Origin of the sequence: Microlunatus antarcticus (assembly GCF_014193425.1) — a bacterium.
Lineage (GTDB): Bacteria > Actinomycetota > Actinomycetes > Propionibacteriales > Propionibacteriaceae > Microlunatus > Microlunatus antarcticus.
In genome coordinates this window covers 1,968,524-1,983,168 of record NZ_JACHZG010000001.1, presented here as the reverse complement: position 1 = coordinate 1,983,168, position 14,645 = coordinate 1,968,524, and the positions used below count along the sequence as shown (strand labels likewise).

General features: G+C 73.0%; 14 protein-coding genes. 10 read left to right on the top strand and 4 right to left on the bottom strand.

The features are described 5' to 3' along the window. Positions 1–29: 29 nt before the first annotated feature. On the bottom strand, positions 30–1,058 hold the full coding sequence (locus FHX39_RS09175; protein WP_183337759.1) for a Gfo/Idh/MocA family protein: 1,029 nt from the start codon (positions 1,056–1,058) through the stop codon (positions 30–32). Between the two features lie 118 nt (positions 1,059–1,176). On the opposite strand from FHX39_RS09175, the gene FHX39_RS09170 reads away from it, so the two are divergent. Beyond that, positions 1,177–2,268 (top strand): alkene reductase, encoded by a 1,092-nt coding sequence (locus FHX39_RS09170; RefSeq protein WP_198423320.1) that lies wholly within the window; start codon positions 1,177–1,179, stop codon positions 2,266–2,268. A gap of 92 nt (positions 2,269–2,360) precedes the next feature. Then, entirely contained in the window at positions 2,361–3,005 is a 645-nt protein-coding gene (locus FHX39_RS09165; RefSeq protein WP_183337757.1) for a GntR family transcriptional regulator, read from the top strand. Here FHX39_RS09165 and FHX39_RS09160 read toward each other — a convergent pair whose 3' ends face one another. From FHX39_RS09160 to FHX39_RS09150, 3 genes are read right to left on the bottom strand one after another with little or no spacing between them, the layout of a single operon-like run. Continuing rightward, complete coding sequence (locus tag FHX39_RS09160; protein ID WP_183337755.1) at positions 3,006–3,848, bottom strand: alpha/beta fold hydrolase; 843 nt, start codon at positions 3,846–3,848, stop codon at positions 3,006–3,008. Then, positions 3,848–4,573 (bottom strand): SDR family NAD(P)-dependent oxidoreductase, encoded by a 726-nt coding sequence (locus FHX39_RS09155; RefSeq protein ID WP_183337753.1) that lies wholly within the window; start codon positions 4,571–4,573, stop codon positions 3,848–3,850. Before FHX39_RS09155 ends, FHX39_RS09160 begins: the two co-directional genes overlap by 1 nt. After that, complete coding sequence (locus tag FHX39_RS09150; RefSeq protein WP_183337752.1) at positions 4,570–6,708, bottom strand: amidase family protein; 2,139 nt, start codon at positions 6,706–6,708, stop codon at positions 4,570–4,572. Before FHX39_RS09150 ends, FHX39_RS09155 begins: the two co-directional genes overlap by 4 nt. A gap of 130 nt (positions 6,709–6,838) precedes the next feature. Here FHX39_RS09150 and FHX39_RS09145 point away from each other — a divergent pair, with 130 nt between their 5' ends. From FHX39_RS09145 to FHX39_RS09110, 8 genes are read left to right on the top strand one after another with little or no spacing between them, the layout of a single operon-like run. Then, positions 6,839–8,389, top strand: a complete 1,551-nt coding sequence (locus FHX39_RS09145) for an ABC transporter substrate-binding protein (RefSeq protein ID WP_183337751.1) — start codon at positions 6,839–6,841, stop codon at positions 8,387–8,389. Beyond that, positions 8,386–9,327, top strand: coding sequence for an ABC transporter permease (locus tag FHX39_RS09140; protein WP_198423319.1), 942 nt, complete (start codon positions 8,386–8,388; stop codon positions 9,325–9,327). The genes FHX39_RS09145 and FHX39_RS09140 overlap by 4 nt, the downstream gene beginning before the upstream one ends. After that, positions 9,324–10,199 carry an ABC transporter permease gene (locus FHX39_RS09135; protein WP_183337750.1) on the top strand — a complete coding sequence of 292 codons (876 nt, stop codon included), beginning with the start codon at positions 9,324–9,326 and terminating at the stop codon, positions 10,197–10,199. The genes FHX39_RS09140 and FHX39_RS09135 overlap by 4 nt, the downstream gene beginning before the upstream one ends. Further along, a complete protein-coding gene (locus tag FHX39_RS09130; RefSeq protein WP_183337749.1) occupies positions 10,196–11,257 on the top strand; it encodes an ABC transporter ATP-binding protein in 1,062 nt (353 codons plus the stop codon). Before FHX39_RS09135 ends, FHX39_RS09130 begins: the two co-directional genes overlap by 4 nt. Further along, positions 11,254–12,084 (top strand): ATP-binding cassette domain-containing protein, encoded by an 831-nt coding sequence (locus FHX39_RS09125; RefSeq protein WP_183337748.1) that lies wholly within the window; start codon positions 11,254–11,256, stop codon positions 12,082–12,084. The genes FHX39_RS09130 and FHX39_RS09125 overlap by 4 nt, the downstream gene beginning before the upstream one ends. Continuing rightward, entirely contained in the window at positions 12,081–13,034 is a 954-nt protein-coding gene (locus FHX39_RS09120) for an isoaspartyl peptidase/L-asparaginase (RefSeq protein ID WP_183337747.1), read from the top strand. Before FHX39_RS09125 ends, FHX39_RS09120 begins: the two co-directional genes overlap by 4 nt. Next, complete coding sequence (locus FHX39_RS09115) at positions 13,031–13,855, top strand: M55 family metallopeptidase (protein WP_183337746.1); 825 nt, start codon at positions 13,031–13,033, stop codon at positions 13,853–13,855. Before FHX39_RS09120 ends, FHX39_RS09115 begins: the two co-directional genes overlap by 4 nt. Continuing rightward, positions 13,852–14,637 (top strand): SDR family NAD(P)-dependent oxidoreductase, encoded by a 786-nt coding sequence (locus FHX39_RS09110; RefSeq protein WP_183337745.1) that lies wholly within the window; start codon positions 13,852–13,854, stop codon positions 14,635–14,637. The genes FHX39_RS09115 and FHX39_RS09110 overlap by 4 nt, the downstream gene beginning before the upstream one ends. The last annotated feature ends 8 nt before the right edge of the window (positions 14,638–14,645 follow it).

The window sequence follows — 14,645 nt, the reverse complement described above, 5'->3', positions numbered from 1 at the left end:
CATCCCCATCGCGCCCGTGCCGGGGGGCGTCACCCCGCCGCGATGAGCTGGCGGCGGGCCTCGTCGATCGTGGCCATGATCGAGACCAGCTCGGCGTGCGGGTGCACGGGCGACTCCAGGCGGCCCTCGCCCACGTACGCGGCGAGGTGGACGGCCTGGTGGGCCAGGCCCTCGTTGAGCCGGTCGAAGGTCTGGTCGCGCCAGGTCGACGTCTCCTCCGCCGTGGCCGAGCCCGACGTCAGCGTCAGCCCGGTCGGGCCGAAGAACGGGCTCCAGACGTCCAGCCGGGCCTGCGAACCCATGACCGACGCCGTGACCGGCAGCCGCGCCACCAGCGACGTCGACGCCAGCGCGGTGGCGCCGCCCGACGGCAGCAGGAGGTCGGCCCGCTCGTCCACGCCGGTCGGCGCCAGCGAGCCGACGGCGGTCACGGAGTCGGGCGGCCCGAGGACGGACGAGGCGAACGAGATCGGGTAGACGCCGGCGTCGAGGAGGGCCCCGCCGCCGAGCTCAGCGTTCCAGAGCCGGTGGTCGGCGTCGAAGGGGAACACGAAGCCGAAGTCGGCCCGCACCAGCCGTACGTCGCCCAGCAGGCCGTCGGCGAGGACCTGACGGATCACGTCGGACTGCGGCAGGTAGCGCGTCCACATCGCCTCCTGCACCAGCACCCCGGCGGCGCGCCCGGCGTCGGTGATCTCGCGGGCCTCCGCCGCCGACATGGCGATCGGCTTCTCGACCAGCACGTGCTTGCCGGCCGCGACCGCCTCCAGCGCCTGCGCGTGGTGCAGCGGGTGCGGGGTGGCGACGTAGACGACGTCGACCTGCGGATCCTCGATCAGCGCCGACACGCTCCGGTGCACGGTGCCGATCCCGTGCTCGCGGGCGAACGCCTCGGTCTTCGCCTGATCCCGCGCCACCACGGCGACGGCGCGCTGGGTCGTCCGCCGGTGGAGCGCGGACACGAACGGTCCCGCGATGCCCGTGCCGATCACGCCCCACCGCAGCGCCGGGACCGAGGCGGGGTCGAGCAGACGAGGGCGGGGCAGGGTGACGGGCATGGGTTCATGATCGCGCGAACGCTCGAGCCGCCCGAACGCTCCCTTTGCCTGTCGAAGGGGCGCACAAGTGTCGTGCTCGACACATTTCGCGGATGCCGGAAGGTTCCGGGGTGGTTGCTTGCTCAACCTCTTCGTGAAGATCTACTCCCCCGTCGCGCTCGGCGACCTCCAGCTGTCCAACCGCGTCGTCATGGCGCCGCTCACCCGCAGCCGTTCCGGGGCGGACGGCGTCCCCGGCGAGCTCGTCGCCGAGTACTACGCGCAGCGCGCCAGCACCGGCCTCATCGTCACCGAGGGCACCTACCCCACCCACGAGTCCCGCTCGTACGCCGGCCAGCCCGGCATCGTCACCGACGAGCAGCAGGCCGGCTGGGCCCGCGTCGCCGACGCCGTCCACGCCCGCGGCGGCCACCTCTTCATGCAGGTCATGCACGGCGGCCGCGTCTCGCACACCGCCATCAACGGCTGCGATCGTGTCGTCGCCCCCAGCGCCATCGCGGTCGAGGGCGAGGCCCACACCCCCGAGGGCAAGCTGCCCTACCCCGTTCCCCACGCGCTGACGACCGCTGAGGTCGAGCAGACCCGCGACGCGTTCGTCGCCGCGGCCCGCCGCGCCGTGGACGCCGGCCTGGACGGGGTCGAGCTGCACGGCGCCAACGGCTACCTGCTGCACGAGTTCCTGGCCGCGGGCAGCAACCAGCGCGACGACCAGTACGGCGGCTCGCCGGAGAACCGCGTCCGCCTCGTCGTCGAGACCGCCACCGCGGTGGCCGCCGAGATCGGCGCCGGCCGCGTCGGCCTCCGCATCTCGCCGTCGCACAACGTCCAGGGCGTCGTCGAGGAGGACGCCGACGACGTCGCCACGACGTACGGGCTGCTCGCCGACGCGCTGCGCCCCCTGGGCCTGGCCTACCTGAGCATCCTGCACGCCGACCCGACGAGCGAGCTCGTCCAGGGCCTGCGCGCCCGCTTCGGCGGACACCTGATGATCAACGACGGCTTCGGGGTCGTCACGAACCGCGAGGACGCCGAGAACCTCGTCGACCAGGGCGCGGCGGACACCGTCGCCGTCGGCCGCATGGTCATCGCCAACCCCGACCTGGTCGAGCGCTGGCAGGGCGGGCACGCGGAGAACGAGCCCGACCAGGACACCTTCTACACCGGCGGCCCGAAGGGCTACACCGACTACCCCTTCCTCGACGCCGCCTGACGCGGAAGGCACTCTTCTCACCCGGACCGGACGGTTCTGACGCTGCCGAGCCCTATGCTCGGCGGTCAGAGTCGACCGGTCCGGAGGTGTACGTGCAGGAGGAGCCCCGGGCGAGCGACCTCGCCTACGCCCTCCTGCGCGACATGGTGGTCGACCTCCGGCTGCCGCCCGGCGCGGTCGTCAACGAGCAGCAGCTGACGGGCGAGACCGGCTTCGGACGCATGCCGGTCCGCGAGGCGGTCGCCCGGCTCGCCGCCGACCGGTTCGTCACCGTGGTGCCGCGGCGGGGCACGTACGTCACCCCGCTCGGCCTCGCTGACGTGCTCGGCATGTTCGAGGCGCGGGAGGCGATCGAGTGCGGGGTCGCCCACCTCACGGCCCGGCGAGCCACGCCGACGCAGCTCGAGCGGCTCCGGGAGCTGGCCGACGCGGCGGACCGGGTGCGTTCCGCGGACGAGATCGAGCAGCACCTGCACGCCGACCACGCGATCCACGCGCACCTGGCCGGCGTGACCGGCAACGCGATCCTGCAGGAGTCGGTCGACCTGCTGCTGCAGCACAACCTGCGCTTCTGGCGCTCCTACTGGACGACCCACGAGCCGCGGGCGTCCGACATGCTCTCCCACGCCGACCTCGTCGACGCGATCGCCTCGCACGAGCCCGAGGCGGCCGAGCTGGCCATGCGCCAGCACATCGGCGCGTCCCGCGGGCTGCTGCAGGACGCGTTCCGGCACTAGTCAGCCCCGGGGCACGACCTCGTCGAGGAACCCACGGACCGTGGCGAGGAAGAGCTCGCGCTGCTCGACCTGGGGCGAGTGCCCCGACTCCTCGAAGACGACCAGCCGCCCGTCCGGCACCAGGTCGGCGATCGTCTCCGACATCGACACCGGCGTGACCCAGTCGTGCCGCCCTACGGTGACGAGGACCGGGCAACGCAGCGCGGGGAGCTGCGCCTTGAGGTCGTACGACGGCATGTTGTGCTGGAAGCACCAGTTGTGCGCCTCGTGCCTGTAGATCCCGGCCTCCACCGACGCGGCGTCGCGGACCGGGTCGTGATCATGGTCGTAGAGCGGGATGAGCTCGGCCCACAGCGCCTTGAGCTCGGCGTCGTCGCGGACCCGGCCCTGCCAGTAGCGGTCGAAGTGGTCCCAGTCGATGGCCACCCGGGTCTGGCTGCGGGCGTTCGCGTACGCGAGCGCCAGGTTCGAGGAGTCCGGTGAGGTGTCGCGCAGCACGACCGCCGACACGTGCTCGGGGTGGGCGAGGGCGTACTCCATCGCGATGAACCCGCCGTACGACCCGCCCGCCACCGCGCAGCGCTCGGCGCCGGCCCAGACCCGCAGGGCGTCGACGTCGGCGGCCCACTGCGCGTGCGAGTAGGGCGGCACGGCCTCGCTCCGCCCGCAGCCGCGGGCGTCGAACACGAGCACCCGGTACCGGTCGGCGAGCGGCCCGAACGTCCGCCGGGGCTCGGCCAGCGACCCGATGCCGCCGCCCCCGTGGTGGGCGATGATCAAGGGCGCGCCCTCGTCGCCGTAGAGCTCGACCTCGAGCTCGGCCCCGTTCACCCGCAGCCTCATCAGAAGATCCCGTGCCCGCCGTCGACGGCGATGGTCTGCCCCGTCACCCAGGACGACTCCTCGGCGGTGAAGAACCGCACCGCGTTGGCGATGTCCTCCCCCGTCCCGAGCCGGCGGACGGCGATGCCGGCGACCAGCGCCGCCTGGCCCTCCGGCCCGTAGCTCTCCCACTGCCGCTGCGTGCTCGGGTTGGAGAGCACGAAGCCCGGGGCGACGCAGTTGACGGTGATGCCGAAGCGGCCCAGCTCGTGCGCCGTCTGCCGGGTGAGGCCGATCTGGCCGGCCTTCGCGGTCGCGTACGCCTGGATGCCGGTGAGGCTGACGCTGCGGCCGGCGCCGGAGGAGATGTTGACGACGCGCCCCCACCCCCCGGCCTTCATCCCGGCGACTGCGGCCCGGGTGCAGACGAACGTGCTGGTCAGGTTGGCGTCGACGACGGCCCGCCAGTCGTCGTCGGTGACGTCCTCCAGGGGGCGGCCGGTCTGGCCGCGGACCCCGCCGGCGTTGTTCACGAGGACGTCGACGCCGCCGACCCGCTCGACGAACGCCCCGACCGCGTCGGCGTCGGTGACGTCGAGGGCCTCGACGCCGGCCGGTCCGTCGTCGGGCTCGAGGTCGACCGCGTGCACCCGCGCGCCCTCGGCCGCGAGCATCGTCGCGATCGCCGCCCCGATGCCGTGCGCGGCGCCGGTGACCAGGGCCGTACGACCGCTCAGCCCGCTCACGCGGCGTCCCCGCCCAGCACGCGCTCGACGGTCGCCGCCGCGGCCATCAGGTCGGCGTCACCGCCGCGTCGGCCCATCAGCTGCAGACCCACGGGGAGTCCCCCGTCGGTGCCGCAGGGCAGGACCACCGCCGGCTGGCCGGTCAGGTTGGCGCTCATCGAGAACAGTCCTTCCGTCTCGCCCTCGGGCGAGTCGATGACGGGGGTGGTGACCGGCGCGACGAACGGCACCGCCGGCCCGAGGAGCACGTCCACGCCGTGGAGCAGCGCGTCGGCGGCGGGCAGCAGCGCCTCACGGAGGGCGAGCGCGGAGGTGTACGCGTTCTCGGTCACGTCGCGCCCGGAACGGATCAGCCGGTCGGTGTCCGGGCCGAACCAGGTCGGGTCGGCGGCGAACGGACCGAGCTCGCGCCAGGCCTCGTAGAGGATGACGGGCCCGAAGACCTCGTCCAGCGCCTGCAGCGGGGTCGGGTCGACCTCCACGACAAGGACGCCCGCCGCGACGAGCCGCTCCACGGCCGCCTCGACGGCGGACCGCGTGCCCGGCTGCACCCGCGGGTCCGCCACCTGCTCCGCCAGCAGACCGACGCGCAGGGCGCCGGGCTCGGGCGCGGGCACCGGGGCGACGCCCGTCAGCGCCATGAGCACCGCGGACGCGGTGGCGACGTCGGTCGCGAGCACGCCGACGTGGTCGAACGACGGCGCCAGCGGGGTGACGCCCTCGACCGGGACCAGCCCGTGGCTGGGCTTGAGCCCGACGCAGCCGCAGTAGGAGGCGGGGACGCGGATCGACCCGCCGGTGTCGGTGCCCAGCGCGGCGGGGCAGACCCCGGCGGCGACCAGGGCGGCCGACCCACCGCTCGACCCGCCGGCGGTGAGCGTGGGATCGGCCGGGTTCCGGACCTCCGGTAGACCCGGGTGCTGCGCGCCGGCGGCGTACTCGAGCAGCGCGGCGGTGGCGAAGACGTCGGCCCCCGCGGCACGCAGCCGGGCCACGACCGGGGCGTCGGACTCCGCCGGGCGACCCTCCGCCATCGCGCGCGGGTTGCCGTTGCCCCGCACGACCCCGGCGACGTCGATCATGTCCTTGACCGCGACCGGCATCCCGAGCAGCGGCCCGTCCGCCGCCCGGGCGGGCGCGGGCAGCGTCTCCACCACCGCGGCCAGCGGCCGGCCGAGCCGGTCGAGGCGCTCGTACGCGGCGAGCAGGTCGAGGTTCGCCACGTCGCAGCGGCGCTCCCCGCGCTCGATCGCCCGGACGAGCTCCGCGACCTGGTGGACCAGCGCGCCGCCGACCGCGTCGAGGTCGTCGACCTCGGTCTTGCGGCGCCGGACGGCGAGGTCGCGCCACACCCCGGTCCGCGCTTTGCCGCTGGCCGCGTTGAACGTCACGAGCCGGTCGAGCGAGCCCTCCAGGTCGGCGGGGTCGAAGCCGTCGAACGGCTCCGGCTGGACCGGGGCCAGCGCGAGCACCTCGCGGGCCAGGGCCAGCATCAGCGGCCGGTACGCCGGGCGGCCCAGGGCGTCCGCGATGGTCAGGTCGGAGACCGAGGTGGCGAAGAGCATCGCCCCGTACGCCTCCTTGCTCCACAGGTAGCCGGCGATGGTGTCGGTCGCCTCCGCCCAGGGCAGGAGCGCCGCCACCTCCCGCACGCGGTCCGAGATCCGCCCCGGGCGCGCACCCAGCTCGCCCACCCGGACCGTGGCGACGTTGCCCTGCGCGATGACCCCGGGCGCGATCAGGTCGGCGCCGAAGTTCACGAACCCGACGACGACGCGCTCGGGACCCAGGACGTCACCGAGCGCGTCGGCGGTCATCCCGTTCTGCAGCGACACCACGTAGCCCTCGGGAGCGAGCCGGTCGCGCAGCAGCTCGGCGGCGGCCCGGGTGTGGTGCGACTTCACCGCCACGAGGGCTCGCTCGACCCGGTCGGGGAGGTCCGCCGGCAGCACGGCGCGTACGGGCACGGTGACGTCGTCGGTGTCGGCGGGACCGGTGACCCGGAGCCCGGACGCGTTCAGGGCGTCGACGTGCGCGGGGTCCGCGTCGCAGAGCAGGACGTCGTGGCCCGCCCTCACCAGCTGCGCCGCGATCGTCCCCCCGACGGCTCCCGCCCCGACCACCAGCGTCTGCACGGGGAGAGCATGCGGCCCGGTGCGCCCTTCCGCAAGGCGACACGAACCCGTAACATCCGCGTGATGTTCGGCTGACATCTCAGGCATATGTTCACCCTCGCCGTTCCACCCCACGTCTCGGGAGACTCCTTTGCGCAAGCCACTCGTCGCACTCGCCACCGCCGTCCTGCTGCTGGGCGCGTCCGCCTGCGCCGACAACGGGTCCACCCCCTCGAGCAGCGGCTCGGGCGCCGCGGGCGGCGGGAACCTGACGATCGTCCGCGCCCAGGACAGCGTGTCGATGGACAACACGATGGTCTTCTCCAACGCCTCGATCTGGGTCTTCCAGCAGATGTTCGAGTCGCTCTACGAGGTCACCCCCGACGGCAAGGACGTGCAGCCGCTGCTGGCCGAGGGCTACAAGCTCTCCGACGACAAGCTGACCTGGACCTTCACCCTCAAGCAGGGCGTGAAGTTCAGCACCGGTGCGCCGATGACGTCGGAGGACGTGAAGTTCAGCCTGGACAAGGCCCGCGCCACCAAGGGCGGCTGGGAGTTCCTCGACGTCGCGATCAAGTCCGTCGACGCGCCCAACCCGAGCACCGTGGTGATCAAGACCAAGTACCCGTGGGCGCCGCTGCTGGCCGACCTCGCCAACTTCAACAACGCGGTCCTGCCCAAGGACTACGGGGGCAAGACCTCCGAGGAGTTCTACAAGGCGCCGGTCGGCACCGGGCCCTTCGTCTGGGACCACTGGGACAAGGGCACCGAGCTCCAGCTCAAGAAGAACCCGACCTACTGGGACGCCGGCAAGCCGAGCATCGACAGCGTGACCTGGAAGGTCGTGCCCGACGACAACTCCCGGAACGTGCAGATCCAGGGCGGCCAGGCCCAGATCAACGAGAACCCGCCGTTCTCCAGCATCGAGCAGCTCAAGGGCCAGCCGAACGTCAAGGTCGACCTGTTCCCGAGCACCAAGACCGACTACGTGATGATGAACCAGAACGAGAAGCCGTTCGACGACGTGCACGTGCGCCGCGCGATCTCGTACGCGATCGACCGTGAGGCCCTGGTCAAGACGCTGCTCTTCGGCAACGGGACCCCGGCGAACTCGTTCCTCATGCCGAACGTCCCCTTCTACGACCCCGCGACCCCGGGCATCAGCTACGACATGGCGAAGGCCAAGGAGGAGCTGGCGCAGTCGTCGGTGCCGAACGGCTTCACCACCACGTTCCTGGCCTCCTCCGGCGACTCGACCGACCAGGCTCTGGCGCAGGTGCTGCAGTCCTCACTCAAGCAGCTCGGCATCGACATGAAGATCCAGAACGTCGACCCGAGCGCCGCGCACGACCTGCAGCAGAGCCAGAAGTACCAGATCAGCCACAGCTACTGGACGATGGACATCGCCGACCCGGACGAGCTGGTGACCTTCGCGGTCGACCCGAGCGCCGGCAGCCACTCCTTCTACACCAGCTACGACAACCCGCAGGTCATCGCCGACACCAAGAAGGCCGAGCAGACCTTCGACACGGCGGGCCGGCAGGTGCTCTACAGCGCGATCCAGAAGCAGGCGGCCGACGACGCGTTCATGGGCTTCCTCTACTACTCGCCCTTCAGCTACGCCTACAGCACCAAGGTCAGCGGTTTCCAGGTCTACCCGACCGGCAACTACCACCTCGAAGACGTGACGCTCGGCCAGTGAGGCACCTCGCGTTCCTGGGCCGACGCCTCGTCGGCACCGTCCCGGTCCTGCTCGGCATCTCGGTGATCGTCTTCTTCATGATCCACCTGGTGCCGGGCGACCCGGCGCGGACGCTGCTCGGCAACCGCGCGACCGACGAGGCCGTGGCCGCCCTGCACGCCCGCTTCGGGCTGGACCAGCCGCTGTGGCAGCAGTACCTGTCGTTCCTCGGCCGGCTGCTCCACGGCGACCTCGGCCGCTCGATCCTGTACGACACGGACGTGAGCGAGCTCGTCGGCCTCCGGCTGCCCGCCACGCTCTGGCTGCTGGTCGCGGCGACCGTGCTGGCGCTGCTGATCAGCATCCCGCTGGCCGTGCTCGCGGCGACGCACCGCGGCCGGGCGGCCGACCAGGTCGTCCGGGCCGTGCCGCTGCTCGGGCTCGGCATGCCGACCTTCTGGGTCGGGATCATGCTCGTGCTGCTGCTCGCGCTCAAGGTCCACGCGTTCCCGGTCTCGGGCTTCGGCAAGACCCCGGTCCAGCACCTGAGCTCGATCGTGCTGCCCGGGCTCACCATCGCTCTGGCCATGACGCCGATCCTGATCAGGAGCCTGCGGACGTCCATGATCGGCGTGCTCGACAGCGACTACGTCGTGACCGCGCGGGCCAAGGGGCTGTCGCACCGCCGGGTGATCCTCGCGCACACCCTGCGGAACGCGTCCGTCTCGTCGATCACGGTGCTCGGCGTCAACATCGCCTACCTCGTCGGCAGCACGCTCGTCGTCGAGCGGGTCTTCGCCCTGCCCGGGCTCGGCACGATGATGCTCGACGCGATCTTCAACCGCGACTTCCCCGTCGTGCAGGGGGTGACGCTGGTGTTCGCGCTCATGGTGGTCGCGGTCAACCTGCTCACCGACCTCGCCCACGCCGCCCTCGACCCCCGGATCGAGCTCGCATGACCACCGCCCCCCTCGCCGGCGCGCCCGGCCTGCCCGGGCTCCGCGACCGGTCCCGCACCCGGACGCGCTCCCTCCGGCTCAACCCGACGCTCGTGATCGGGCTGTCCCTGCTCGCGCTGATCGTGCTCGCCGGCGTGGCCGCCCCGTTGATCACCCGCTGGGACCCGGTGCAGCAGGACCTAACCAGCTCGCTGCTGGCCCCCGGCAACGGTCACCTGCTCGGCACCGACCAGCTCGGCCGCGACGTGTTCGCCCGGCTGCTCTACGCCGCCCGGGTCGACCTGCGGGTCGGCGCGCTCGCCGTGCTCTTCCCGTTCCTGATCGGCACGACCCTCGGGCTGCTGGCCGGCTGGTTCGGCGGCTGGTTCGACGTCGTCCTGATGCGGCTGGTCGACATGGTCGTCGCGTTCCCGTCCTTCGTCCTGATCATCGCGCTGGTCTTCGTGCTCGGCCAGGGCACCACGAGCATCTACGTGGCGATCACGCTCGTCGGCTGGGTCGCGTACGCCCGGATCGTCCGCGGCGAGGTGCTGGTGGCCAAGGAGCAGGAGTACGCGCTGGCCGCGCGGGCCAGCGGGCTGCCGACCTGGCGGATCCTGCTGCGCCACCTGCTGCCCAACGTGCTGCTGCAGGCGTTCGTCTTCGCCATGAGCGACGTGGTCCTGTCGATCCTGGCCATCGTCACGCTCGGCTACCTCGGGCTCGGCGTGCCGCCGCCCACCCCCGACTGGGGCTCGATGATCGCGGAGGGCCAGGGGTTCGTGTTCACCAAGTGGTACCTGACCGCGGCACCCGGCTTCGCCGTCGTGCTCGTGGGTCTGGCCCTCGCGCTCGTCGCCGACGGGACCGTCCAGCGGAGCGGGCGCCGATGAGCACGCCGCTGCTGGAGCTGCACGACCTCGACGTCGAGATCCCGCTCGCCGACGGCACGCTGCACGCCGTCCGCGGGGTGTCGCTCACCGCGTACGCGGGGCAGGCCGTGGGGCTGGTCGGCGAGTCCGGCTCGGGGAAGAGCCTGACGCTGCGGGCGGCGATGGACCTGCTGCCCGTCCCGGCCAAGATCACCGGCGGCAGCGTCGTGGTCGCGGGTCAGGACGTCACGGCGATGAAGCCCGCGCAGCGCCGGGCGGTCGTGTCGTCGCAGATGGCGATGATCTTCCAGGACGCGCTCACCGCCCTGAACCCGACGATGCGGATCGGCGACCAGGTCGCGGAGGTGCCGCGGCAGCGGCTCGGGATGAGCGCCTCCGCGGCCCGGGCCCGGGCGCTCGACCTGCTCGACCAGGTCGGCATCCGCGACCCCGAGCAGCGCTACCGCGCCTTCCCCCACGAGCTGTCCGGTGGCATGCGGCAGCGCATCTGCATCGCCATCGCGCTGTCCGCCGAGCCCGGCCTGATCCTGGCGGACGAGCCGACCACGGCGCTCGACGTGACGATCCAGGCGCAGGTCCTCGGCGTCCTCGACGGGCTGCGGCAGGAGGGCGTCGGGCTGGTGCTCGTCACGCACGACCTCGCCGTGGTCAGCAGCACCTGCTCCGAGCTCAACGTCATGTACGGCGGCCGCGTCGTCGAGCACGGCTCGACCGACGTGCTGCTCTCCGCGCCGCGGCACCCGTACACCGCGGCGCTGCTGCGCTCCGTGCCCGACCCCGACGAGCCGGTCCACCGCCTGCTCACGATCCCGGGCGCCCCGCCCGACCTGCTGCAGCCGATCACCGGCTGCGCCTTCGCGCCGCGCTGCCCGGCCGTGGTCGAGCGGTGCGCGACGGAACGTCCCCCGCTGATGGACGTGAGCGCCGCGACCGCGGCCGGTCACACCAGCGCCTGCTGGCGGGCCGAGGAGCCGGAGCGCTGGCCCGGCTCGATCGGCGAGGCCGCGCTCGGGGTCGCCGAGGAGCTCCGCGTCGTCGAGGAGAGGGTGCACCGATGAGCGAGGAGCTGCTCGCGGTCGAGGGTCTGGTCCAGCACTTCCACGGCCGCGGCGGGGTCTGGTCGCGGCTGAGCGGGCGCGGGCCGTCGGTGGTCAAGGCCGTGGACGGGGTCGACCTGACCCTGCACGCCGGCGAGACGCTCGGCCTGGTCGGCGAGTCCGGGTGCGGCAAGTCCACGCTCAGCCGGTGCGCGGCCGGGCTCTACACCCCCACCGCCGGGGTCGTCCGCTACGCCGGGCAGCCGCTGCACGGCGCACCGACGCCGGAGCAGCGTCGGCTCGTGCAGATGGTGTTCCAGGACCCGTACAGCTCGCTCAACCCCCGGATGACCGTCGGCCAGACGCTCGGGGAGGTCCTCGCGTACCACCGCGTGGTCCCGCGCGCCCAGGTCGCGACGCGGGCCCGCGAGCTCGTCGACCTGGTGGGGCTGCCGGTCCGCGCGATCGACCAGCTGCCGCGCTCGTTCTCCGGCGGCCAGCGCCAGCGCATCGGGATCGCCCGGGCGCTCGCGCTCGAGCCTCGGGTGCTGATCGCCGACGAGCCGGTGTCCGCGCTCGACGTGTCCGTGCAGGCCACGATCATCAACCTGCTGCTCGACCTGAAGGAGACGCTGGGGCTGTCGATGCTCTTCGTCTCGCACAACATGGCGGTCGTCCGCCAGATCAGCGACCGGATCGCCGTCATGCACGACGGCGTCGTGGTCGAAGAGGGAGACACGTCCACGGTGTTCCAGCACCCCACCCACGACTACACCAGGCTGCTCCTGGCCTCGGTCCCCCGCATCGGCGGCGGCCCGGCCCGGGCGCCCGAGACGAGCCGGCGATGAGCGCGGTCCTCCCGACGGTCATCGGCTCCGAGCGCAGCGAGATCGGCCTGCCCGCCGCCGCCGCCGTGCTGCGCGCGGGCGGTTCCGCGCTCGACGCCGTCGAGGTGGCACTGCGGGCGTGCGAGGACAACCTCGCCGACCACTACGTCGGCACGTCCGGCCTGCCGAACGCCCGCGGCGTGGTCGAGCTCGACGCCTCGCTGATGGTCGGCTCCAGCCGCGCCTTCGGTGCCGTCGCCGCCCTCCAGGGCTACCCGAACCCGGTCTCCGTCGCGCGTGCCGTCCTCGAGCGGCTACCCCAGCACTGCGTCCTGGTCGGCGAGGGTGCGGCCACGTTCGCGGCGGAGTCCGGCTTCACCACCGCCGACCTGCTGACCGACGAGTCGCGACGGCTGTTCCACGAGGCGCTCGCCGAGGCCGAGGGCAACGTCGAGGGCGAGCGGGCGGAGGGATCCGAGGGCGACCGTGCGTACAAGGCGGCCGCGCTGGACCTGGTCCGCCGCTTCGCCCCGCACGACGGCCCCTGGGGCACGATCAACGTCATCGCGCTCGACGCGAGCGGCGAGATGGTCGTCGGCGTCTCCACCAGCGGCTACCCGTGGAAGTACCCGGGCCGGGTCGGCGACTCGGCGCTGCCGGGCGCGGGCAACTGGTGCGACCTGCGCGGCGGCGGTGCCGCGTGCACCGGCCGCGGCGAGCTGAGCATGCGTGCCGGCACCGCCCGGTCCGTGGTCGAGGGGCTGCGCCGTGGCGAGGACGTCGTGGCCGCCTGCCGCGAGGCGCTGGAGGACGCGGCGACCCTGCCGGACGCCTTCCGCGCCGAGCTACGCGTGCTCGCGCTGACCCCCGACGGCCGGCACGGCGGGGCGGCCGGGACCGCCGGCGCCACGTACGCCGTCATGACGACCGAGTCGTCCGAACCCGAGATCCACGACAGGAGCGTGCTGTGAAGGTCTTCTTGTCCTCCGACATGGAGGGCACCGCCGGGGTGGTCGACTGGAGCCAGTGCCTGGCACCCCAGCCCGAGTACCAGTACTACCGGGGCCTGCTGCAGGACGAGGTGAACGCCGCGATCGACGGCGCCATGTCCGCCGGGGCCACCGAGTTCCTGGTGAACGACTCGCACTCGTCGATGCAGAACCTGCGCCCCGACGCGCTCCACGGGCGGGCGCGCTACCTCTCCGGGCGCCACAAGCCGATGTACATGATGCAGGGCCTCGACGCCTCGTTCGACGCCGTGTTCTTCGTCAGCTACCACGGCTCGATGGCCAGCGAGGCGTCGACGCTGTCGCACACCTACAACCCGCGCGCCATCGCCCGGGTCCTGCTGAACGGCATCGAGGTCGGCGAGTCCGGGATCAACTCACTCGTCGCCCTCGGCCACGGCGTGCCCGTCGTCCTGATCACCGGCGACGACACGACCGCCGAGGAGGCCGCGCGGATCACGCCCGGCGTCGTCCCCGCGGTGGTCAAGCACTCGGTCACCCGGTTCGCCGCCGAGTCCCTGCACCCGGAGGAGGCCAAGGAGCTCATCCACGACGCCGCCGGCCGGGCGATTGCGGGCCTGGGCGACGCGCAGGTCCCCGCGATCACGCTGCCCGCGACGCTCGAGGTCCTGTTCCTCAACGGCGACTTCGCGGAGATGGCCACGTGGGTCCAGGGCGTGACCCGGGTCGACACCCGGACCGTCACGTTCTCCGACGAGGACCCGATCCGGCTGTTCCGCACGTTCATCACCGTGGTGCAGCTGACCCGGGCGATCGTCGAATGACGCGGCTCGAGGGCCGCGTCGCGCTCGTCACCGGGGCGGCCGGCGGGATCGGTGCGGCGATCGCGGTCGCGATGGCGGCCGAGGGCGCGCGGGTGGTCGTCGCCGACGTGAAGAACGGCGGCGCGACGGTCGCCACGATCGAGGCCACGGGCGGTCAGGCGCTGGCCGTGGCCTGCGACGTCGCCGACCCCGCGCAGGTCGAGGCGGCCGTGGCGGCGGCGGTCGACGCGTACGGCGGGCTGGACGTGCTGGTCAACGACGCCGGCATCTCCGGCGGCTCGGGTCTCGCGCACGAGGTCGAGGTCGAGGACTGGCTGCGGACGGTCGCGGTCAACCTGACGGGACCGTTCCTGTGCGTGCGCGCCGCGATGCCGCACCTGCTGGCGTCCGGGCGCGGGCGCGTCGTCAACATCGCCTCGACGTACGGGGTGGTCGGCGCGCCGCAGGCTGCCGCCTACTGCGCGACCAAGGGCGGCGTGGTGAACCTGACCCGCCAGCTCGCCGTCGACTACGGTCCGCTCGGGGTCCGGGTGAACGCGATCCTGCCGGGCTACATCGACACCGACATGGGCGGCTACCGCGCGGGCCTGGGCCCTGAGGGCGCGGCCGCGGCCAACGCCCGGCGGAACGCGGCCGCGGGGCTCCAGCCGCTCGGACGCCAGGCCGGTGCGGAGGAGGTCGCCAGCGTGGCCGTGTTCCTGGCCAGCGACGAGTCGTCCTTCATGACCGGCGCGATCGTCCCGGTCGACGGGGGCTGCACGACCACGTTCCGTCACCCCTGACCCGGCAC

Excerpts from the sequence above, each read along its gene's own strand:
- FHX39_RS09110 (WP_183337745.1), top strand. The coding sequence starts at position 13,852 with ATGACGCGGCTCGAGGGCCGCGTCGCGCTCGTCACCGGGGCGGCCGGC.
- FHX39_RS09120 (WP_183337747.1), top strand. The coding sequence starts at position 12,081 with ATGAGCGCGGTCCTCCCGACGGTCATCGGCTCCGAGCGCAGCGAGATC.
- FHX39_RS09160 (WP_183337755.1), bottom strand. The coding sequence starts at position 3,848 with ATGAGGCTGCGGGTGAACGGGGCCGAGCTCGAGGTCGAGCTCTACGGC.
- FHX39_RS09130 (WP_183337749.1), top strand. The coding sequence starts at position 10,196 with ATGAGCACGCCGCTGCTGGAGCTGCACGACCTCGACGTCGAGATCCCG.
- FHX39_RS09135 (WP_183337750.1), top strand. The coding sequence starts at position 9,324 with ATGACCACCGCCCCCCTCGCCGGCGCGCCCGGCCTGCCCGGGCTCCGC.
- FHX39_RS09175 (WP_183337759.1), bottom strand. The coding sequence starts at position 1,058 with ATGCCCGTCACCCTGCCCCGCCCTCGTCTGCTCGACCCCGCCTCGGTC.
- FHX39_RS09125 (WP_183337748.1), top strand. The coding sequence starts at position 11,254 with ATGAGCGAGGAGCTGCTCGCGGTCGAGGGTCTGGTCCAGCACTTCCAC.